This is a genomic window from Nocardia amamiensis NBRC 102102, from assembly GCF_001612745.1.
GTDB classification, from domain to species: domain Bacteria; phylum Actinomycetota; class Actinomycetes; order Mycobacteriales; family Mycobacteriaceae; genus Nocardia; species Nocardia amamiensis.
Map to the genome: position 1 here is coordinate 18,639 of NZ_BDBA01000047.1, position 20,244 is coordinate 38,882.

General features: G+C 67.3%; 20 protein-coding genes. 16 read left to right on the forward strand and 4 right to left on the reverse strand.

Annotation, left to right across the window (positions count from 1 at the left end; translation table 11 throughout):
* Window positions 1–361: 361 nt before the first annotated feature.
* Genes NA4_RS12090 through narI form a run of 4 tightly spaced genes read left to right on the forward strand, consistent with a single transcriptional unit; the run spans window position 362 to window position 7,257 of the window.
* Window positions 362–4,072 (forward strand): nitrate reductase subunit alpha, encoded by a 3,711-nt coding sequence (locus NA4_RS12090; protein WP_067468732.1) that lies wholly within the window; start codon window positions 362–364, stop codon window positions 4,070–4,072.
* 10 nt (window positions 4,073–4,082) lie between these two features.
* Window positions 4,083–5,825: a nitrate reductase subunit beta gene (gene narH, locus NA4_RS12095; protein ID WP_245671301.1), complete on the forward strand. Its 1,743-nt coding sequence runs from the start codon at window positions 4,083–4,085 to the stop codon at window positions 5,823–5,825.
* Window positions 5,822–6,502, forward strand: a complete 681-nt coding sequence (gene narJ / locus NA4_RS12100; RefSeq protein WP_067468739.1) for a nitrate reductase molybdenum cofactor assembly chaperone — start codon at window positions 5,822–5,824, stop codon at window positions 6,500–6,502. Before narH ends, narJ begins: the two co-directional genes overlap by 4 nt.
* Window positions 6,499–7,257: a respiratory nitrate reductase subunit gamma gene (narI, locus tag NA4_RS12105; protein WP_067468742.1), complete on the forward strand. Its 759-nt coding sequence runs from the start codon at window positions 6,499–6,501 to the stop codon at window positions 7,255–7,257. Before narJ ends, narI begins: the two co-directional genes overlap by 4 nt.
* Window positions 7,258–7,320: 63 nt before the next feature.
* Here narI and NA4_RS12110 read toward each other — a convergent pair whose 3' ends face one another.
* Window positions 7,321–7,773, reverse strand: a complete 453-nt coding sequence (locus NA4_RS12110; protein WP_067468798.1) for a VOC family protein — start codon at window positions 7,771–7,773, stop codon at window positions 7,321–7,323.
* Between the two features lie 324 nt (window positions 7,774–8,097).
* Between NA4_RS12110 and NA4_RS40275 the strand changes: the two genes are divergently transcribed.
* The 10 genes from NA4_RS40275 (at window position 8,098) to NA4_RS12160 (ending at window position 13,642) form a co-directional block, all read left to right on the forward strand.
* A complete protein-coding gene (locus tag NA4_RS40275; protein WP_245671300.1) occupies window positions 8,098–8,799 on the forward strand; it encodes a hypothetical protein in 702 nt (233 codons plus the stop codon).
* Window positions 8,800–9,161: 362 nt separating this feature from the next.
* Complete coding sequence (locus tag NA4_RS12120; RefSeq protein WP_245671302.1) at window positions 9,162–10,136, forward strand: SRPBCC family protein; 975 nt, start codon at window positions 9,162–9,164, stop codon at window positions 10,134–10,136.
* Window positions 10,133–10,540 (forward strand): gas vesicle protein GvpJ, encoded by a 408-nt coding sequence (gene gvpJ, locus NA4_RS12125; RefSeq protein ID WP_174552933.1) that lies wholly within the window; start codon window positions 10,133–10,135, stop codon window positions 10,538–10,540. The genes NA4_RS12120 and gvpJ overlap by 4 nt, the downstream gene beginning before the upstream one ends.
* A complete protein-coding gene (locus tag NA4_RS12130) occupies window positions 10,540–11,334 on the forward strand; it encodes a GvpL/GvpF family gas vesicle protein (RefSeq protein ID WP_067468804.1) in 795 nt (264 codons plus the stop codon). The genes gvpJ and NA4_RS12130 overlap by 1 nt, the downstream gene beginning before the upstream one ends.
* A gap of 3 nt (window positions 11,335–11,337) precedes the next feature.
* Entirely contained in the window at window positions 11,338–11,562 is a 225-nt protein-coding gene (locus NA4_RS12135; protein ID WP_067468749.1) for a gas vesicle protein GvpG, read from the forward strand.
* Window positions 11,563–11,596: 34 nt separating this feature from the next.
* Complete coding sequence (locus tag NA4_RS12140; RefSeq protein ID WP_084497014.1) at window positions 11,597–11,926, forward strand: gas vesicle protein GvpO; 330 nt, start codon at window positions 11,597–11,599, stop codon at window positions 11,924–11,926.
* Window positions 11,923–12,357, forward strand: a complete 435-nt coding sequence (locus NA4_RS12145) for a gas vesicle protein (protein ID WP_067468752.1) — start codon at window positions 11,923–11,925, stop codon at window positions 12,355–12,357. The genes NA4_RS12140 and NA4_RS12145 overlap by 4 nt, the downstream gene beginning before the upstream one ends.
* Window positions 12,350–13,144, forward strand: a complete 795-nt coding sequence (locus NA4_RS12150) for a GvpL/GvpF family gas vesicle protein (RefSeq protein WP_067468755.1) — start codon at window positions 12,350–12,352, stop codon at window positions 13,142–13,144. Before NA4_RS12145 ends, NA4_RS12150 begins: the two co-directional genes overlap by 8 nt.
* Window positions 13,141–13,344 carry a gas vesicle protein gene (locus NA4_RS12155; RefSeq protein WP_067468758.1) on the forward strand — a complete coding sequence of 68 codons (204 nt, stop codon included), beginning with the start codon at window positions 13,141–13,143 and terminating at the stop codon, window positions 13,342–13,344. The genes NA4_RS12150 and NA4_RS12155 overlap by 4 nt, the downstream gene beginning before the upstream one ends.
* Complete coding sequence (locus NA4_RS12160) at window positions 13,337–13,642, forward strand: gas vesicle protein K (RefSeq protein WP_067468761.1); 306 nt, start codon at window positions 13,337–13,339, stop codon at window positions 13,640–13,642. Before NA4_RS12155 ends, NA4_RS12160 begins: the two co-directional genes overlap by 8 nt.
* Before the next feature lie 58 nt (window positions 13,643–13,700).
* Here the strand turns inward: NA4_RS12160 and NA4_RS12165 are convergent, their stop codons facing one another.
* Window positions 13,701–14,150 carry a cupin domain-containing protein gene (locus NA4_RS12165; protein WP_067468764.1) on the reverse strand — a complete coding sequence of 150 codons (450 nt, stop codon included), beginning with the start codon at window positions 14,148–14,150 and terminating at the stop codon, window positions 13,701–13,703.
* Between the two features lie 86 nt (window positions 14,151–14,236).
* Between NA4_RS12165 and NA4_RS12170 the strand changes: the two genes are divergently transcribed.
* Entirely contained in the window at window positions 14,237–15,940 is a 1,704-nt protein-coding gene (locus NA4_RS12170; protein WP_067468766.1) for a metallophosphoesterase, read from the forward strand.
* A 3-nt stretch (window positions 15,941–15,943) separates the two neighbouring features.
* Here NA4_RS12170 and NA4_RS12175 read toward each other — a convergent pair whose 3' ends face one another.
* Window positions 15,944–16,285 (reverse strand): TfoX/Sxy family protein, encoded by a 342-nt coding sequence (locus NA4_RS12175; protein ID WP_067468768.1) that lies wholly within the window; start codon window positions 16,283–16,285, stop codon window positions 15,944–15,946.
* Window positions 16,286–16,789: 504 nt separating this feature from the next.
* Here NA4_RS12175 and NA4_RS12180 point away from each other — a divergent pair.
* Window positions 16,790–19,033, forward strand: coding sequence for a hypothetical protein (locus NA4_RS12180; RefSeq protein WP_067468770.1), 2,244 nt, complete (start codon window positions 16,790–16,792; stop codon window positions 19,031–19,033).
* 94 nt (window positions 19,034–19,127) lie between these two features.
* On the opposite strand, the gene NA4_RS12185 is transcribed toward NA4_RS12180, so the two are convergent.
* The gene (locus NA4_RS12185; protein WP_067468773.1) at window positions 19,128–20,105 is read right to left on the reverse strand and encodes an alpha/beta hydrolase; all 978 of its coding nucleotides are present in this window, start codon (window positions 20,103–20,105) and stop codon (window positions 19,128–19,130) included.
* Window positions 20,106–20,244: the final 139 nt, after the last annotated feature.

Consider the following 20,244-nt stretch of genomic DNA (forward strand, 5'->3'; position numbering starts at 1 on the left):
ACTGAATGCGTCCGGGAAAACCCTATGGAAGCGGCCGGAAACAAGTAAAACCAGCACCGTCGATGCCTGTTCAGTTGTGTTAACAAATGTAAACCGCGAGAGAACCGGTCGTTTCCAAAGCATCACCGTCGCGATCCCCGCTGACCCCCTCGGACCCGCTTTCGGCCAGGTCACGGCACATCCGCCCTGGTCGTCCCGCGCCGCGCACCGAACTCGCGCGCCGCGACCATGACCACCACGTTGCCGCGATCTCACAACTCACCACGCGCCGGAATGGGCTGTGAGAGAGTTGTTTGGCGAGCCGTCGACGTCTCCTTACCCTCGAAACATCAGCCCGATTTAACAGCTCGAAGGGGACGTCGTGGTTAATTCGCGTACCCAGGGTCGCGGACCCTCCGCCCCGGCCGCCGACGCCGGGGACGCCCTCCTGCGGCTGGGGAAATATTTCCACCGGGGCGAGGTGTCGCCGGACCAGCGGACACTGCACAAGGTCGGCGGTCGCAGTGCCGACGAGTTCTACCGGGACCGCTGGTCGCACGACAAGGTGGTGCGCTCGACGCACGGCGTGAACTGCACGGGGTCGTGCTCGTGGAAGATCTACGTCAAAGACGGTGTGATCACCTGGGAGTCGCAGCAGACCGACTACCCGTCCGTCGGCGCCGACAAGCCGGAGTACGAGCCCCGCGGCTGTCCGCGCGGCGCGTCCTTCTCCTGGTACACCTACTCGCCCGCCCGGGTTCGCTACCCGTATGTGCGCGGCACGCTGCTGGAGCTGTACCGGGAGGCCAAGTCCCGGCTCAAGGACCCGGTGCTGGCCTGGGGTGAGATCGTCGAAGACCCGGAGAAAGCGCGCAGCTACAAGGCCGCCCGCGGCAAAGGCGGATTCGTCCGCGCCGAATGGTGGGAGGCGGCCGAAATCGCCGCCGCCGCCCACGTTTACACGATCAAGCAGTACGGACCGGACCGCGTCGCCGGGTTCTCGCCGATTCCGGCCATGTCGATGGTCAGCCATGCCGTCGGCGCCCGGTTCATCTCCCTGCTCGGCGGCTCCATGCTGTCGTTCTACGACTGGTACGCCGATCTGCCGGTGGCCTCGCCGCAGGTGTTCGGCGACCAGACCGACGTGCCGGAGTCCGCGGACTGGTTCGACGCCGGCTACCTCATCATGTGGGGCTCGAACGTGCCGGTTACCCGGACGCCGGACGCACACTACATGACCGAGGCACGCTACCGCGGCCAGAAGGTGGTGGTGGTCTCCCCCGACTACGCCGACAACACGAAGTTCGCCGACGAGTGGGTGCCCGCGCGTCCCGGCACCGACGCCGCCCTGGCCATGGCGATGGGCCACGTGGTGCTGAAGGAGTTCTTCGTCAAGAAATCGACGCCGCGATTCCTCGACTACGTCAAGCGCTACACCGATCTGCCGTTCCTCATCACGCTGGACGAGCGCGACGGGTCGTACGTACCCGGAAAGTTCCTCACCGCCGCCGACCTCGGCCACACCGGCGAGAACGTGCAGTTCCAGACGGTGCTGCTGAACGACGAGGCACAGCCGGTGGTGCCCAACGGGTCGCTCGGCCACCGCTTCGGCGAAGCGGGCGCGGGAAAGTGGAACCTCGATCTCGGGGACGTCGATCCCCTGCTGACTCTGTACGGTCGCACCGACGACGCTGCGGCCGTACAGGTCCCACGCTTCGACAGCGACACCCCGGGCGTCCTGACCCGCGGTGTGCCGACCACGACGGTCGCGGGCAAGCGTGTCACCACGGTCTTCGATCTGCTGCTGGCCCAGTACGCGGTCGGCCGCGAGGGCCTGCCCGGAACCTGGCCGAGCGGTTACGACGACGCGTCCGAGCCCTACACGCCGGCCTGGCAGGAGGCCATCACCGGCGTGCCCGCCGTGCAGGCCGAGCGCATCGCGCGGGAGTTCGCCGATAACGCCGACCGATCCGGCGGCCGCTCGATGATCCTGATGGGCGCGGGCACCAACCATTGGTTCCACTCCGACCAGATCTACCGCGCGTTCTTCACCCTGACCCTGCTCACCGGCTGCCAGGGCGTGAACGGCGGCGGCTGGGCGCATTACGTCGGTCAGGAGAAGTGCCGCCCGGTCACCGGCTGGTCCACGCTGGCCTTCGGGCTGGACTGGCAGCGCCCACCGCGGCAGATGCAGGGCACGGTGTTCTGGTATCTGACCAACGACCAGTGGCGCTACGACCCGTTCACCGCGGAGTCGTTCGCCTCGCCGCTGGGCGACGGGAAGTTCGCCGGTCGCACGGCCGCCGACAATATCGCGCTGGCCACCCGGCTGGGCTGGATGCCGAGCTACCCGACGTTCGACCGCAATCCGCTCGACCTGGTGGACGAGGCCGAGGCCGAGGGCAAGACAGCGCCTGAGCACGTGGTGGACGGGCTGAAGTCCGGTGACCTGCGGTTCGCCTGTGAGGACCCGGACGCGCCGGAGAACTTCCCGCGCTGCCTAACCGTGTGGCGGGCGAACCTGCTCGGCTCCTCCGGCAAGGGCAACGAGTACTTCCAGCGCCACCTGCTCGGCGCCGACTCCAACTTGCAGACCACCGACGCCACCGGCGTCCGGCCGCAGGAATTGAACTGGCGCGAGACCGCCGCCACCGGCAAGCTCGATCTGCTGCTGTCGCTGGACTTCCGGATGACCAGCACCACGCTGTTCTCCGACATCGTGCTGCCCGCCGCCACCTGGTACGAGAAGCACGACCTGTCCTCCACCGACATGCACCCGTTCGTGCACGCCTTCTCCCCTGCCATCTCGCCGCCGTGGGAGGCGAAGACCGACTTCGACGCCTTCCACCGCATCGCGCGCGGCTTCTCCTGGATGGCCGAGAAGCACCTGGGCAAGCGCAAGGACATCGTCGCCGTGCCGCTGCAGCACGATTCACCGGATGCCACCGCGCAGGCGGGCGGACGCGTGCTGGACTGGAAAGCCGGTGAGTGCGAGCCGATTCCGGGCAAGACCATGCCGAAGCTGGTGGTCGTCGAACGCGACTACCCGAAGATCGCGGAGAAGATGGCCGCGCTCGGGCCGCTGATCGACACGCTCGGCACCACCACCAAGGGCGTCACCACCTACCCCGACCAGGAGGTCGAGTACCTCGCCGGGGTGAACGGCACCGTGGTGTCCGGCATCGCCCAGGGGCGCCCGTCGCTGGCCAAGGACACGCACGCGGCCGAGGCGATCCTCGCGCTGTCGGGCACCACAAACGGCAGGCTCGCGGTGGAGGGCTTCCACGCGCTGGAACGCCGCACCGGCACCAAGCTCGCCGACCTGGCCGCCGAGCACGAGGGCAAGCGAATCTCCTTCGCCGACACCCAGGCTCGCCCGGTGCCGGTGATCACCTCGCCGGAGTGGTCGGGCAGCGAGACCGGCGGACGCAGGTACTCGCCGTTCACCATCAATACCGAGCGGCTCAAGCCCTGGCACACGCTGACCGGGCGGCAGCACTTCTACCTCGACCACGACTGGATGATCGAGCTCGGCGAGCAGCTGCCGATCTTCCGTCCGCCGCTGGATATGACGGCGCTGTTCCGTGAGCCGTCGGTGGGCGAGGTCGGCGAGCGGGGCGTCACGGTGCGCTACCTGACACCGCACTCGAAGTGGTCGATCCACTCCGCCTACCAGGACAACCTGCACATGCTGACACTCTCCCGGGGTGGTCAGACGATCTGGATGTCCGACCGCGACGCCGCGAAAATCGGTGTGGCCGACAACGACTGGATCGAGGCGATCAACCGCAACGGCATCGTCGTCGCCCGCGCCATCGTGAGCCACCGGATGCCGGAGGGCACGGTGTTCATGTACCACGCCCAGGACCGGGCGGTGGACGTGCCGCGCATCGAGGGCATCGGCGAGGACACCAAGGGCCGCGGCAAGCGCGGCGGCATCCACAACGCGCTCACCCGCATCATGATCAAGCCCTCGCATCTCATCGGCGGCTACGCGCAGCAGTCCTTCGCGCTGAACTACCACGGCCCCACCGGAAATCAGCGTGACGAAGTGACCACGATCCGCAAGCGGTCGCAGGAAGTGGAGTACTGATATGCGAGTCATGGCACAGCTGGCCATGGTGATGAACCTGGACAAGTGCATCGGCTGCCACACCTGCTCGGTCACCTGCAAGCAGGCGTGGACCAACCGCGGCGGCACCGAGTACGTCTGGTTCAACAACGTGGAAACCCGTCCCGGACAGGGCTACCCGCGGCAGTACCAGGATCAGGAGAAGTGGAAGGGCGGCTGGACGCTGAACAAGCGCGGCAAGCTCACCCTGAAGTCCGGGTCCCGGTTCAAGCGCTTGATGAACATCTTCGCCAACCCGGACCTGCCCACGGTCGAGGACTACTACGAGCCGTGGAGCTACGACTACGACAACCTGCTGTCCTCGCCGCCCACCGACACCACGCCGGTCGCGCGCCCGAAATCGCTGATCACCGGCCAGGACACGAACGTCACGTGGGGCGCCAACTGGGATGACGACCTGGGCTCCGGCCCCGAGCAGGTCGGCAAGGACCCGCTGCTGGCGAAGCTCTCGAACCAGGTGAAGCTGGAGTTCGAAGAGACCTTCATGTTCTACCTGCCGCGGATCTGCGAGCACTGCCTGAATCCGTCGTGCGCGGCCTCCTGCCCCTCCGGCGCGATCTACAAGCGCGCCGAGGACGGCATCGTGCTGGTGGACCAGGACAAGTGCCGTGGCTGGCGGCAGTGCGTGTCGGGCTGCCCGTACAAGAAGATCTACTTCAACCACAAGACGGGCAAGGCGGAGAAATGCACCTTCTGCTACCCGCGTGTGGAAGTCGGCATGCCGACGGTGTGCTCGGAGACCTGCGTCGGACGGCTGCGCTACATCGGCGTCATGCTCTACGACGCCGACGCCGTGCTGGAGGCCGCGTCGGTCACCGACGACAAGGACCTCTACCCGTCCCAGCTCGGGGTGTTCCTCAACCCGCACGACCCGCGGGTGATCGCCGAGGCCGAGCGGGCCGGGATCTCGCCGGAATGGATTCAGGCGGCCCAGGATTCGCCGGTCTACAAGCTGATCGTGGACTACCAGATCGCGCTGCCGCTGCATCCGGAGTACCGCACTATGCCGATGGTCTGGTACGTGCCGCCGCTGTCGCCGGTGGTGGACGTGCTCACCGAGACCGGGCACGACGGCGAGAACGTGTCGAACCTGTTCGGCGCCATCGACGCGCTGCGCATCCCGGTGGAGTACCTGGCCGAGCTGTTCACCGCGGGTGAGGTGGGGCCGGTGCGCGCCTCGTTGCAGCGCCTGGCGGCGATGCGCTCGTTCATGCGCTCGGTGAACCTCGGCGAGGAGCCCGATCCCGCCATCGCGCCGTCGGTGCGGCTGGAGCCGGAGGAGATCGAGGCGATGTACCGGCTGCTGGCCATCGCCAAGTACGAGCACCGGTATGTCATTCCGACCGGTGCGGGAGCCCGTGCGCACGAACTGGATTCGCTCGCCACCGGGTGCAGCCTGGACACCGACGGCGGACCGGGCATGACGGCGTTCGACCAGATGGTGGAGAAGTTCCATCTCACCGATTCCAACGGTGCGGCGCCGGAGGAGAAGTCGTCCCGGATCAACCTGTTGAACTGGGACGGCAAGAGCACCGAGGGCCTGGTGCCGACGAACGACGCGGCCAACGGGAACGGCAACGGGCACGCGAACAACGGAGTTCCGGCCAACGGCAGGCCCACCAACGGCTCGGGCAACGCTGCGGTCGCGAACGGCACGGGCAATGGCGCCCACGCCGACGACCCGGCCTCCGCGCCGAGCGGGGCGGGCCGATGAGCCTGCTGAAGCTGCGCCGCCGCCCGGAACCGTCCGTCGAGCTCGCCCAACGCGACCGGCAGCTGGTGTGGCGGATCGCCGCGCTGCTGCTGGACTACCCGTCCGAGCAGACGCTCGCCATGGTCGGCCAATTGGCCACCGCGGCGGCGGAACTGCCGGACGAGGTACGCGCCCAGCTGAGCGAATGCCTCGACTACCTGCGGACGACCCCTCCGCTGGAGCTCGCGGCCGCCTACGTCGAGACCTTCGACATGCGCCGCCGCGCCAGCCTGCACCTGACCTTCTACGCCTACGGCGACACCCGCAAGCGCGGGATGGCATTGCTGCGGTTCAAGCACGCCTACCGGCACGCCGGTGTCGAACTCGGCGACGAAGAACTGCCCGACCATCTGCCGGTGTTGCTGGAGTTCGCCGCCACCGTCGATCCGATCGGCGGCGAGCGTCTGCTCGGCGAGCACGTTCCGGTGCTGGAGTTGCTGCGACTTTCGCTGTCGGACAGCGGTTCTCCGTACGCCGGGGTGCTTGCCGCCGTCGGCGCGACGCTACCGCCGCCGACCACTGCCGATCGGCGGCGTATTGCCGAGCTGGCGGCACAAGGACCGCCGGAGGAAGAGGTCGGGCTGGAGCCCTTCGCGCTCGACCCCGCCCTGTTCGACGGATCGGAAGGCCGACGATGAACGCATCCCCGAATCTGCCGGTCTCGCTGTGGCTGATCCTGCCGTACATCGCGTTCACTTCGTTCGTGCTCGGGCACCTGTGGCGCTACCGCAACGACCAGTTCGGCTGGACCACTCGCTCCTCGCAGATCTACGAGAGCCGTCTGCTGCGCTTGGGCAGCCCGCTGTTCCACTTCGGCATGCTCGGAGTGTTCGGCGGTCATGTGCTCGGCGTGCTGATCCCCCAGGCGTGGACCGCCGCGGTCGGCATCTCCGAGCACGCCTACCACGTCATCGCGGTCGGCGCGGGTTCGGTGGCCGGTCTCGCCGTGCTGGCGGGCGTCGCCATCCTGCTGTACCGGCGCTTCACGGTCCCGGCCGTCCGCAAGGCCACCACCGGCAACGACAAGCTGATGTACGCGCTGCTGGCCGCGGCGCTGATCACCGGACTGCTCAACACCTGGGGCAGCAACCTGCTGTGGGGCACCTACAACTACCGCGAGACGGTCTCGCCGTGGTTCCGCAGCCTGTTCACCCTCAGCCCCCAACCCGAGCTCATGGTGGACACACCGTGGACCTTCCAGCTGCACGGGCTGGTCGTGCTCGCGCTGATCGGGTTGTGGCCCTACACCCGGTTGGTGCACATGTTCAGCGCGCCGGTCGGCTATCTGGTGCGGCCGTACGTGGTGTACCGCAGCAAGGAATACGACGCCTCCGACAAGCGCCGCTACGCCCGCGCCTGGGAGGCGCCGGTCACACCCGAGCGCTGGCGCTGAACGACGCCGTCGCGCCACGCGAAGACCCGCCCGGCCATCGTCGTCCGGGCGGGTTTTCGTGTGTCAGGCGTTGTCGTAGGCGTCCTGCAGCGACTTGACATCCAGCTTGGACATCGTGCGCAGCGCGGTACCGACGGCGATGGTCTTGGCTGGATCGTCACCGCTCATCAGTTCCAACAGCTTCGAGGGCACGACCTGCCAGAACAAGCCGTAGCGGTCGGTGAGCCAGCCGCACGGGCCCGGGTGGCCGCCCTCGATGAGCGCGTCCCACAGGCGATCCACCTCGTCCTGGGTGTCCACGACCACCTGCAGTGACGCCGCGTCCGTGAGCGGGTGGTCCGGTCCACCGTTCATGATCGTGATCGCCTGGCCGTCCAGCTCCAGCGAGACGATGAACGCCGACCCGTCGGAATTGCGCGAGATGTCGACCACCCGCGAGTTCGGGATCACCGAGACGTAGAACTCGGCCGCTTCCTCAGCGCCGTTCTCGAACCAGAAGAACGTGTTGACGGACATGATGTGCTCCTTGTGGGTTGCTGTGTGGCCTGCTGTCACCCTCTGGTCGGAGCGGGCGGCACGGTTTCGACGTAATTCGCGAACTTTCTCGAGAAATATTTTCGACCCTGTCGGCGACATCCAACACTGGTAAGTCGCTGGTAGACATCGCGCAAGCGGACCTGACTGGATCTTCGCAGGCAGCACCCACCTCCCATCCGGTAGCCCAGCATGCGCTGACCAGGTTTGGGTAGTGCGATGCGGTCTAACCCGCACGTGGGTCGAAGAGGGCCTCGGCTGCCTTGCCGTCGCTATGCCGCGGCAGCCGCGGGCAAGCAAGGAGTGATGATGAAGGGCGGAGCGAAGATAGCTATAGGGGTGGGTGCCGGGTACCTGCTGGGCCGCACGCGCAAAATGCGCCTGGCGTTGTCGCTGGCGGGTGCGGCGATGGCCAGGCGGTCTTCCGGCGGGGTCACCCAAGAACTGCTGGAGCGCGGGACGTCGCTGCTCAAATCGTCGCCGGAGCTGGCCGGGATCACCGACACGGTCCGCCAGGAGTTGATGGGCGCCGCGCGAGCGGCTGCGGTCACCGCGGCGAGCAACCGCATCGACGCGTTGAACGCCCGCCTGCAGCAACGGGCCGCGATACCCGAGGCGGAGGAAGAACTTCGGGACGAGACCTGGGACACCGGCGAAGAGGAGTACCCGGACGAGACGACCGAGGGCGACGAGCAGGGATACGCCGACGAGGAGATCGAGGACGAGTACCCGGGGGAAGAACAGGACGAATACTCCGAAGAAGAACAGGAAGAGTATCCAGAAGTAGAAGCAGAGCTGGTGGAGGACGAGTCCGAGGGGAGTCAGGACGAGTCCGAAGAGTCCCAGGAGCCTGCCCGGGCACGCCGGACGGCATCCAGCCCCCGGCGTCGTGCCGGTGAGTCACGCTTCCGGAAATCCGGTTCACCGGATCGCGCAGCGTCGTCGCCTGGTCGGCGCCGGATTCGCGCCGAGGCCGAGCAAGCGCCCATACGGCGCACGAGGAGGTGAGTCCGATGGCGTCGAGAGCTCTGTCGGACGCCGCGGACAAGGCAGGCAAGACCGCCGCCCGCGCTACGGGTCAGGCAGGCAGGACAGCCGCCCGCGCTACGGGTAAGGCAGGCAAGACGGCCGTCCGCGCTACGGAAAGCGCAGGCAGGACAGCTGGCCGCGCCGCGGGGAAGGCAGGCGCGACGGCTGGCCGCGCTACGGGGAAGGCAGGCAAGACGGCGGTCCGCGCTACGGAAAGGGCGGGCACTACCGCCGGCCGTGCCGCAGGTAAGGCAGGAACTACCGCAGGCCGGGCAGGCGGCGCAGCAACCCGCGCCGGCTCGACGGCCCAGAAGACGGTTCAGGAAGCCGCGCCGACAGGCGTGCTTGCGCAATCACTGCAGACCCTGGCCGGAACCGTGGTCGACCGCGCTCTCATGGGAGTCTCCGGCAAGCTGTCGAACACAGCCGACCGCCTGAACGACTACGCCGAAGGAGGCGGAAGCCTGCTGGCGGCGATAACCGGGGCCGAGAAGCTCGCCGGCGGCGCATCGCCGCTCAAGGCTGCCATGAGCGGCGGGTTGGCGCAGGTCACCCATACGCTCCAAGACAAGCTCCAGGAAGCAAAGGAGAACCTGACCGGCGGGAAGGGGAAGGGCGCCGGAGCCAAGAAGCTGAAGCTGACGAACATCGTCGAACAGATCGACGTCGGCGTTCCGATCGAGCTGGCCTACGACCAGTGGACCCAGTTCGCGGATTTCCCGAAGTTCATGAAGAAGGTCGAGCAGGTCGAGCAGGTATCCGACGAGAAGCTGGCATGGACCGGCAAGGTGTTCTGGTCCCGGCGGTCCTGGGAGTCCACGATCACCGAACAGGTGCCGTACGAGCGGATCGTGTGGCGATCCAAGGGGGACAAGGGCTATATCGACGGCGCGGTGACGTTCCACGAGATCACGCCGGACCTGACCCGCATCATCATGGTGCTCGAGTACCACCCGCACGGGTTGTTCGAAAGGACCGCCAACCTGTGGCACGCGGCCGGCCGCCGCGCTCGCTTGGAACTCAAGCATTTCGAGCGGCACGTCATGATCCAGAGCGCACTGCACCCGGACGACGTCGAGGGCTGGCACGGCGAGATCCACGACAGCAAGGTCGTCAAGGACGACGAGACCGCCCGCCGCGAGGAGCGGGCCGACACCGACGACGAAGACACCGAAACCGACGAAGAACCCAGAGACGACGTGCGGAACGAGGAGGAGGCTGCGAACGAGGAACCCGCGCCGCGCCGTCGACCCGCCACCCAGCACCGCAGCACCGCCGCACGCCGACGCAGTGACACGCAAGGAGACCGGACATGACGATCGAACCCGTAGGCGGCGGAGGCGGCGGCGCAGGCACAATGGCGCGCCCGAGCTCATCCAGCTTGGCCGACGTCATCGATACGATTCTCGATAAAGGACTGGTCATCGACGCGTTCGTGCGCGTGTCGCTGGTCGGTATCGAGCTTGTGACCATCGACGCCAGGGTTGTCGTAGCCAGCGTCGACACGTATCTGCGCTTCGCCGACGCCGTCAACCGGCTCGAAATGGGCACTGAACCGAAGGACCTTTCCGATCTGGTCGGCGACGTCACCAGCGGCGCCGCGAAGCACAAGACGAAAGGCGCGCTCGAGGCCGCGGGCGAGAAGGTCATGGGCTTCCTCGACGAGGTCGAGGAGAAGCGCCAGCCCGTCAGGCGGCCGTCGAAGCGTAAGGAGGAATGATGTCCACGCAGCACGCAACCGAAGCACGGGAGACCGAGAGCGGTCAGCGCACCGGCGTATACGTCTACGGCATCGTGCCTGCCGATGTGGAGCCCGAGGAGCACGCCGCCGGGGTCAGCGACAGCACCATCGATGTGGTGCGGCACGGCGAGATCGCGGCGCTGGTCAGTGACGTACCGGTCGACCGGCGGTTCGGCACACCCGACGATCTGACCGCGCACGCGCGGCTGCTCGACGGTGCGGCCGCCGTCGCTCCGGTGCTGCCACTGCGGTTCGGAGCGGTCATGTCCGATCCCGAGGCGGTGGAAAAGGAACTGCTCGAGGCACATGAGGACGAGTTCCGCACCGCGCTCGAGGAACTGGAGGGCCGAGCGCAATTCGTGGTCAAGGGACGTTACGTCGAGGGCACCGTCCTTCGGGAGGTACTCGACGAGAATGCCGAGGCAGCCCAGCTGCGGGATGAGATCCGCGACAAGCCGGAAGACGCCACCCGCAATGCCAGGATCGCCTTGGGCGAGATCGTCAATCAGGCGGTCACGGCCAAACGCGCGGAGGACACCCGCCGGATGCGCACGCTGCTCGAGCCGCTGACATCCCTGGTCAACGAACGCGAACCGACCCACGAAGAGGACGCGGTCCACGTCGCGGTCCTGCTCGAACTGACCGAGCAGGGTGAATTGGAGGATGCGCTGCGTCAGCTCGCCGACGGGGAATGGGACGGGCGCGTGGAGCTGAGCCTGCTCGGCCCGATGGCGGCGTACGACTTCGTCACGAAGCGCGCCCCCGAGGGCTGACCCATGGGCTTGCTCTCGTCGATCCTCACGCTGCCTATCGCGCCGGTCCGGGGCGTGATCTGGCTGGGTGAACTGATCCAGGATCAAGTCGAACAGCAGTTGCGGGATCCCGCCGCCATCCGCCGTGAGCTCGAGCTGATCGACGAGGCGGCGGCATCCGGGCAGCTCTCCGAAGAGGAGCGCAAGCAGGCTCAGCAGGCGGTGCTGGATCGCATGCTTCAGCCGTAGCGACGGGGCCGCCGGATGAAAGGGAGTGACCAGCGTGAGCCGCAATACCACTCATGAAGAATCCGAGGACGTCGACTCGGGAGCCGGTCAGCAACTCGATCCGGCGCAGGCGATCGCGGCAGCGGTGGAGAACCTGGTGGAACTGACCTCGAAGCAGCCGGAAGGCGTCACCTCCCTGGAGCCGACCGACGACGGCTGGCGAGTAGAGGTCGAGGTGCTCGAGGACCGCCGCATCCCCTCGTCCTCGGACATGCTGGCGCTCTACGAGGTCGAGACCGACCTGGACGGAAATCTGCTGGCCTACCGCAGAACCAGGCGTTATGTCCGGGGCAGCACCGACATCGGCGGAAGGAATCGGCAATGACGGTGGTCGGAGGTGGAGCGCCCGCGCCGCAGCCGTACGGCGGCGGTCACCAGTCGACCAACCTCGGCGACATTCTGGAGCGGGTCCTCGACAAAGGGTTGGTGATCGCGGGCGACATCCAGGTGAATCTGCTCGACATCGAACTTCTCACCATCAAGCTGCGCTTGGTCGTCGCGTCGCTGGAGACGGCCAAGGCAGTGGGCATCGACTGGTGGGAGACCGATCCCTGGCTCAACAGCAAGGCCCGCGCCCTCGAGCGGCAGGACAGCGACCTCGAACTCGAGAACCGGAAGCTCCGCGACCGGATCGCCGAACTGGAAGCCGCGGACGAGCGCCGCATATCCCTCGAACGCCGCCGCGAGCCGCAGGAAGCGGAGCGCCACTCCCTCGAACGCCGCCGCGAACCGAGGGGAGCGAGGGACCGTGACTGATGCCGTCGGCGTCTGGCTGTATGCGGTGACGACTGCGGGAAACCTCGCCGAAGAGCTGGGCGGGACAACCGGGGTGGCGGGCGAGGCGGTGCGCGCGGTGCTGTCGGACGACTTGGCGGCCGTTGTCGGTACGGTGCCGCTCGAGATCTTCGGGGAGGAGTCGATGCGCCGGAACCTGGAAGACCTGGACTGGCTGGAGGCGACGGCCCGGGCGCACGACGCCGTCGTGTCGGCCGTGGTCAGCCGGGGCCCGGCCGTTCCGCTGCGCCTGGCCACCGTCTTCCTCGACGATCATCGGGTACGTGAGATGCTCGACGACCGGCGTGCGGACTTCGATGCGGCGCTGACCCTGGTGAGCGGCCGCACGGAGTGGGGTGTGAAGGCGTATGGCGACCGCGCCGCACTCGTCGACGACGTGGCCGAAGCCGCAAGCCGCGACGCGGGCGGCGGAAAGGGTTCGGGGACAGCGTATCTAGCGCGCCGCCGCGCACAACTGGCCGCACAGGAAACCGTCGAACGCGACGCCGCGCTGCGCGCCGACGATATCCATGCGCGCCTGGTCCGCCATGCCGCCGCCGGCCGCCGTCAACCGGTGACGGACCCGGCACTGTCCGGCCGCCGGGAGTGGATGGTGCTCAACGGCACCTATCTGGTGGACGACGAGCGCGCGGACGATTTCGCAGCGATCGTCGACGAGCTCGGCAAAGAATTCCCCGGCATCCGGCTCGAGCTCACCGGTCCGTGGCCACCGTATTCGTTCGCTGGAGTGGAAAGGGTGCCGACATGAGCCAGGTCGTGTCGAACGTCGACCGTGAGCGCCGCGTCGCGCTCATCGACCTGCTGGACCGAGTGCTGGCCGGTGGGGTGGTCATCACCGGCGACATCAGGCTCTCCATCGCGGACGTCGACATGGTCGAGATCTCGCTGCGAGCCCTCATCTCCTCCATCAGCGCCTTGTCCACCCCCGCGCTGGAGCCCGATGACTGAATTCGGCGGCATCCCACCGCGTATCGACACCGACCCCGAATCCGTCGAGCGCGGGCTCGTCACGCTCGTCCTCACCCTGGTAGAGCTGCTGCGGCAACTGATGGAACGGCAGGCGCTGCGCCGCGTGGACGAAGGCGACCTGAGCGATGCCCAGGTCGAGCGGATCGGCACCACCTTGATGCTGCTCGAGCAACGCATGGACGAACTACGCGACCACTTCGGCCTCACTCCCGAAGACCTCAACATCGACCTCGGCCCGCTGGGCACCCTCCTGCCCCAGTACCCCGACGAACGCTGAGATCAACGGCACACGGCTGCGCTGTTTCGCGAGAAGAGCCTCCACCATGTGCCGTTGATCATGAAGCGCAGGGTGGTGCGGGGGCGTCCACGAACAGCGGCTTGCCGGTGGGTGGGGCGTAGATCACGTCGAGGACGAGTGGTTCGGTGCCGAGGTTCTGGCCGATGTGGACGTTCCATTCGCCCGCGGGCTCGTAGATGAAATCGCCGGTGCGGTAGATCGGGGCGATGCAGTCGGGGCCGGGATGGGTGAGGGTGCCCGCTCGGACGAAGCCGAAGACCGGGCCGTCGTGGTAGTGCCAACCGGTGGAACCGCCTGGGCCGATGGTGATTTCGCGGACCACAAGGTCGGTGCCCGCGACGAACGGGAGCAGTCCGGCGGGGATCTGCGCTTGGCCGAGGGTGACGGCGGTGACGTCGCTGCCCGGCGTCGCGTTGGCGTTCGCCGCGCCGGTCAGCGCACCGACGAGCAGAACCGGTGCGACGGCGACGCGGAGGAAAGGCGTCATCCTCGCAGCCTAGCCAGCTGGTGTTCCCGCACATGGTGCGGGTGTCGAGTTGCCGGGATGCGCCGCGCCCGTACAGCATCGGCGGTATGCCGTCCACTCCGCTGAATCCAGCAGGCGACATCCCTGACACCGGAATTCCGGGCCGTCTCGCCACCGACATGACGATGACCGAGCAATACGAATGGCACCGCGCTTATCTGCGCCGCCATCCGGTGTCGCGGCGCAACATCCTGCGTGGCGCCGCGGCGGCCGCGGCGGTGGCGGCGGTTGGCGTCGCGCCATTCGGTGCTCGCGCGTATGCCGAGGAGGCTCGGCTCGCGGTCGGCGGACGACGGGTGGCGTTCGGCCCGGACGCGGCGAGTCAACTGCGTTTCGCGGCGCAGCTGTCGCGGCGACCGGCGGGCGCGACGGTGTATCTCGATCATGGACCCACGCCTGCGCTGGGCGCGACGGTCGAGGCCGAGGTGCGCAATCTGCTCACCCAGGTGCCCACGGCCGATGGCGGCGTGCTCGCCGCCGAACAGTTCTACGTCCACGCGCCGGTGGACGGCCTCCCCGGCCGGGTGCCGCACTTCTATCGCTGGCGCACCTCCGACGGTTTCGCCGGCGACATCCGCGCCGCCGCGCCCGCGATGCCGACCAGCAGGGCCGCGATCCTGCCGTTCCGCTTCACCATGATGGGCGACCAGGGCACCGACGAGACGCCCGCACTGCCGGACGGCGTCGCGCCCGGCGACTACGACGACAAGTACTACCGGGCCGACAACGATCCGGCCGCACCGCACGCGAGCAACGTGCTGCGTCAGATCGCCGCGGCCCGGCCGGATTTCCACATCCTCGCAGGCGACATCGCCTACGCCGACCCCTCCGGCAAAGGCAAGCCGGGGCAGTTCGTCGCGCACGGCGCGCACCCGTCCAGCGGGTTCGACAAGTACAACCCCTACGTGTGGGACGTCTACTTCAACGCCATCGAGCCCAGCGCCGCGCAGACCCCATGGATGTTCACCACCGGCAACCACGACATGGAAGCCACCTACGGCGACCACGGCTACGGCGGGCACTCGGCGCGGCTCGACTTTCCCGGCAACGGCCCCGCGGGCTGTCCGTCGGCGTACTCGTTCAGCTACGGGAATGTCGCGGTGCTCTCGCTGGACGCCAACGACGTGTCCTACGAGATCCGCGCCAATACCGGGTATTCCGGTGGGGCGCAGACGAGTTGGGTGGAGCGCGCGCTGGCCGCCTACCGCGCCGACCCCGGCATCGACTTCATCGTCTGCTTCTTCCACCACTGCGCGTATTCGACCACCGAGGCGCACGCCAGCGACGGCGGCGTGCGCGACGCCTGGGTCGGGTTGTTCGACCGCTATCAGGTGGACCTGGTGCTGCAGGGGCACAACCACGTCTACGAGCGCACCGACCCGATCCGTGCGGGAAACGCGACAAAGGTCGCGGGCGACAACTCGATCGTCTACCCGGAGACCGACGGAACCGTCTACTACACCGTGGGCGGCGGCGGACGCCCACGCTACGAGTTCCAGCCGGGTTCGCAAGAGTCCTTCCGCGGCAACGAACTGCCGGATACCACGGTGCCGAACAGCTATGTGTGGACGCCCGGCGGCGGCAAACAGGACGAGCCCGCGCCGTGGTCGCGGGTCCGCTTCCGCAATTACTCGTTCCTGCGCGTCGACGTTCGACCGGGCGTCTTCGCCAGCGAGATGGACGTGGTCGCGGTCGACGAATACGGCCGCGAATTCGACCGGGTGCTCTACCGTCGCCAGGTCCGGCCCTAGCTATTACTTCTTGGTCTGCTTCGGCGGGAAGGTTCGGGCGTAGGCGACCCCGCGCTCGACCCATTCCCGCAGGACCTCGTCGTCGTCGACTGCCTCCGCGGCGACATACAGCCAGCCGACCATCTCGCGGCCGCCCATCACCATGGGCTCGACCGACTCACCGAGCAGCCGCTCCCCCTCATCCGGGTCGACGCGGACCAGCAGGCCACCCTGACGGCTGGCCGCGACCGCCATATTGCCGCCGATCAGGAACGCCAGGCCACCGAACATCTTCCGCTCGGTGAGCTCCGGCCCTGGCACGATCAATTCGCGGATCCGCTCGGCCAACTCCTCGTCATATGCCATAGCGGCATTGTGCGCCCTCGGTACGACAGGCTTGCGGAGCACCAGATGACCCGGCCTGTTCGATCGTGACCCGGCCGGGCTCGATGCTCTGCGCCGAAATCCGGGCGCAGTCGCACACCTGGCGGGACACGCCTGTCCGGCCGAACCACGTACGTGCAGATCTACGAACCGAGCGGCCGATCGGTATCTGAATCATCCTGCACCACAGCATCTTTGACTCTCAGCGCCGATAAGCCATGCCGAAATGTTTACGTACACTCCGGAGCCGCGTGGATGTTACTGGACGTTAAACCGGATGTTTCCCTACCTGTCTGTAATACACCACGTGAGACGGGGGCCCGGGTTGTCATTACCGCTCGCGCGCAACCCGTTTCAGAATTCGCAGTCGACCGCACTCCCAGAAGCGGGACGAAGGACTCCTCCGTGCACATCTGCTCCCCGGTGGTGCGATCACGCACTGTCAGCCGCAGTTCATCCAGGCGGTATTCGGTTCGAGTTGCCGGCATGTTCCAACGAGCCCGCCAGGCACATCGCGGAGCGCCTGCCCTGTGGCTGCGCTCGGGCGCAGGCACTACCCGGCGACGGCTGGCCTGGCTCGTCCTGATCGCCTTCGCGCTGTTCGTCTTTCCCGGCTTTATCGGCGCGGTGGCCGTCGCCCAGGACGCGGCGAGCACGACGGCGGGGACATCCGGGATCGACGGGCTCAGCTGGATGAACATTCGTGACTCCTCGGGAATCCGCCTGTCCGACTACCGGTTCGCGACCGGCGACGAAAGCCTGTTCAAGCCGCGCTCCACGGTCCTGTGGACCGTGCTGGGCTTGGAATTCATCGGCTACATAGCCATTGTGACGACCGCGATCTGGGTGATCGGCTACGCGTTGAGCTTCCGGTGGCTGGACATGTTCAGTGCGGCGTTGCGTGGCGTGGCCGATGCCCTGGCCGGGCAGATCGCGACCCCGATCATGCTGGTCACCGCGGCCACCATCGGCGCGTTCTGCGTCGCCTGGTTCATCGTGCGCGGCTACCACGCCAAGGCCACCATGCAGGTGGTGACGATGCTGGGGGTGGCGGTGCTCGGACCGCTGTTCCTGGCCGAGCCCCTGGCAGATGTGCTGTCCTCGGATGGATTGCTCGCGCAGGGCCGTGATCTGGGTATCTCCGTGGCGGCCGGCTTGAACGGGAACGCCAACCCGAATCCGACCCAGCTCGTGTCGACCATGCAGAGCGATCTGGCCGACAATTTCGCCCGTCAGCCCCTGCAAGTGTGGAATTTCGGGCATACCGTCGACGCGCGCCCGGCCTGCCGGTCGGCGTGGTCGGCAGGAGTGGCGGCCGGCGAGGACGCCCGTGTGCTCAGCGGCATGAAGTCGTGCGGTGACGCCGCCGCGCACGCGAAGGCCGAGAATCCCACCATGGGACAGGTCGCCACCGGGCTGATGCTGCTGGTCTGCGGCGGCATACTGTTGGCATTCGCGATGTACCTCGGAGTCAAGGTCATCAAGGCCGCGCTGGACACGATCTATCACGGCATCATGTCGATATTCGGCTTCGCCGCAGGCGGATTCGTGTACGGCCCGACCCAGACGTTCCTGGTCCGCAATCTCGTGGACAGCTTCGTCGCGGCGGCACGGATGACCGCGTACACCATCTTCCTCGGTGTCTACGTACTGTTCATGGGCAACCTGTTCGCGCAAGCCCGCGGCCAGGTGATGGCGGTGATCATCATCGCGGGCACCGTCGAGATCGTCGCCATACTGCAGCTGAAGCGACTCAGCAGCGGCCTGTCCCGCGGCAACGACTGGATCGCCAACCGATTCTCCCTTGCGGCCCAAGGCAGTCAGTCCAAGTCGTCGAGCAGCGGCGGCCTGGCCATCGGCATGGGTGGTGGTGGAAGTGGTGGGGGGAAACCCTCATCGGGCATGGGATTCGTGAGCACTCTCGGCGCGCTGAACACCATCAACTCCTCGCCGGTGACGGCTTGGCTCGCCGGAGGAATCGTCAATCCATTGAATCCTTTGGCCCCCTCACGGAGGCAGATCGAACGCTCCACCAGGAGAATCTTGGCCAGCCGCGAGGAAGGCTACATCGAGCATCAGCTGTCCCGCACGAACTGGCGCGGCGTCGCTGTGGCCGCGGCCAGGCAACATGGGGGCATGAACACCCAGCTTGGTGTCTCCCGCGCCTTGAAGGCCTTGCGCGACAACAAGGTTCCCGAATCACGCGTGCATAACGTGCTGCTCGCCTCGGGTGCCAGCCACGATATGGTCAACCATTCGCTGGCCGCACTGTCGACCCAGGAATCGACGATGTCGCAGAATCCGTACGGCTTCGCACCGTTGCAGAAGGCGATCGCGACGGCGTTTGCCGTGGACAACCACGTCGGCCACGAGGCACACGAAGCCTACGCCGCCCAAGCGGTCATCGCCGCAGACAGCTTCGTCCGGCACAGCAACGCACCGGCCCCGGGCGCCACGATCGACCACGGGTTCGTGCAAAGGGTCGAGAACAACTGGCATTCGGACCGGGCACTGCGGGCGGCGATCACCCCGGACGAGTGGAACAGCGCGGGCCGTGACACACGCTGGCACATCGGACACCGGGTGGCGACCATGCACCGGGACGCGGCCCAGACCTACTACGCGAATCCGACCGATATCAACCGCGAAGCCCTGGTGCGATCGGCCAGGCGCGTCGCCAATCTCGATCACCTGGATCCCGAAGGGGGACTCGACCCCTGGAATCCGTGATCCGCACGGATCGCTACGAGGCGAGTCGGTCCGTCCCGTACCGGACTCGTAGCCTGCTCGGTCCGAGACGCCCCCGCGCGGGTGCGCTGGCCGATCAGACGCCCAGCGCGGCGGCGAACATCGGCCAGGACTCGTGCACGTCGTCCTGCCAGTACGTCCAGGCATGGGTGCCCGCGGGGCGGAGGTTGGTGGTGACCGGGATACCGAGCGCGTGCAACCGGTCCACGAACTGACGGGTGCAGCCACCGATCACCGTCTCCATGGTCCCGCCGACCAGCAGCCGATCCATCAGCCGAAGGGGATTGCCGTCGATGCCGGGATCGCCGAGCGTCTCATGCGAACCCGGTGCGCCGGTGCCCGCCGAGACATAGAGCGCCAGACCGCGCAGCCGTTCGGCCTGCAGCGTCGGATCGTGCTCGATCCAGTCCGGATCGCCTGGTGGGCCCCACATGTTCGCCGCGTTCGCGCCGAACACCGCCAACTGCGCGTTGACGATCGCCCGGCCCATCGGATCGCTCGTTCGGGGGCACCCACTGTAGGAGCCGACCGCCCGATACAAGCCCGGCGCGGCGATCGCCAGATTCAACGCCGAGGTGGCCGACATGGAAACCCCCGCGACGGCATTGCGGCCGTTCATCCCGAACCTGCCCGCGAGCAGTGGTGGCAGTTCCCTGGTCAGGAAGGTGGTCCACTGGTTGCGGCCGAGCACGGGGTCATCGCGCTGCCAATCGGTGTAGTAACTGGCGCGCCCGCCCATCGGCACGATCACGTTGACCGTCTTGTCGGCGAAGAACTCTGCGACATCGGAGCGCCGGGTCCACGGCCCGCCCTCCTCTCCGCCGTCCACGGCGTTCAGCAGATACAGCGCGGGCGCGCCGGGACCCGGATGGGACAGCCACAACGTGATGGGCCGTCCCATCGCTCCCGACTGGACCACGACCTCGAACTGCCGCCCGCCCAGTGGCCGCACGTCGAGAATGGCCGCATCGGGGTCCGCGGTGGCGGTCGCGGCGGGGACGAGTGCGGTGCCGACCGCGAGGAGAGAAACCAGGCATCGCATGAGCCGGTACATGGGCCGAATTTCTATCACGGCATGACCGTCACACCCAGCATTCACCGGGCGTGTTCGCCAAGCTAATGAATTCGCAGGTCATAGACGAAATAGCCACTTGCGTCGGCAATCAGCAGATGTTCGGCAACCGACCAGTGGA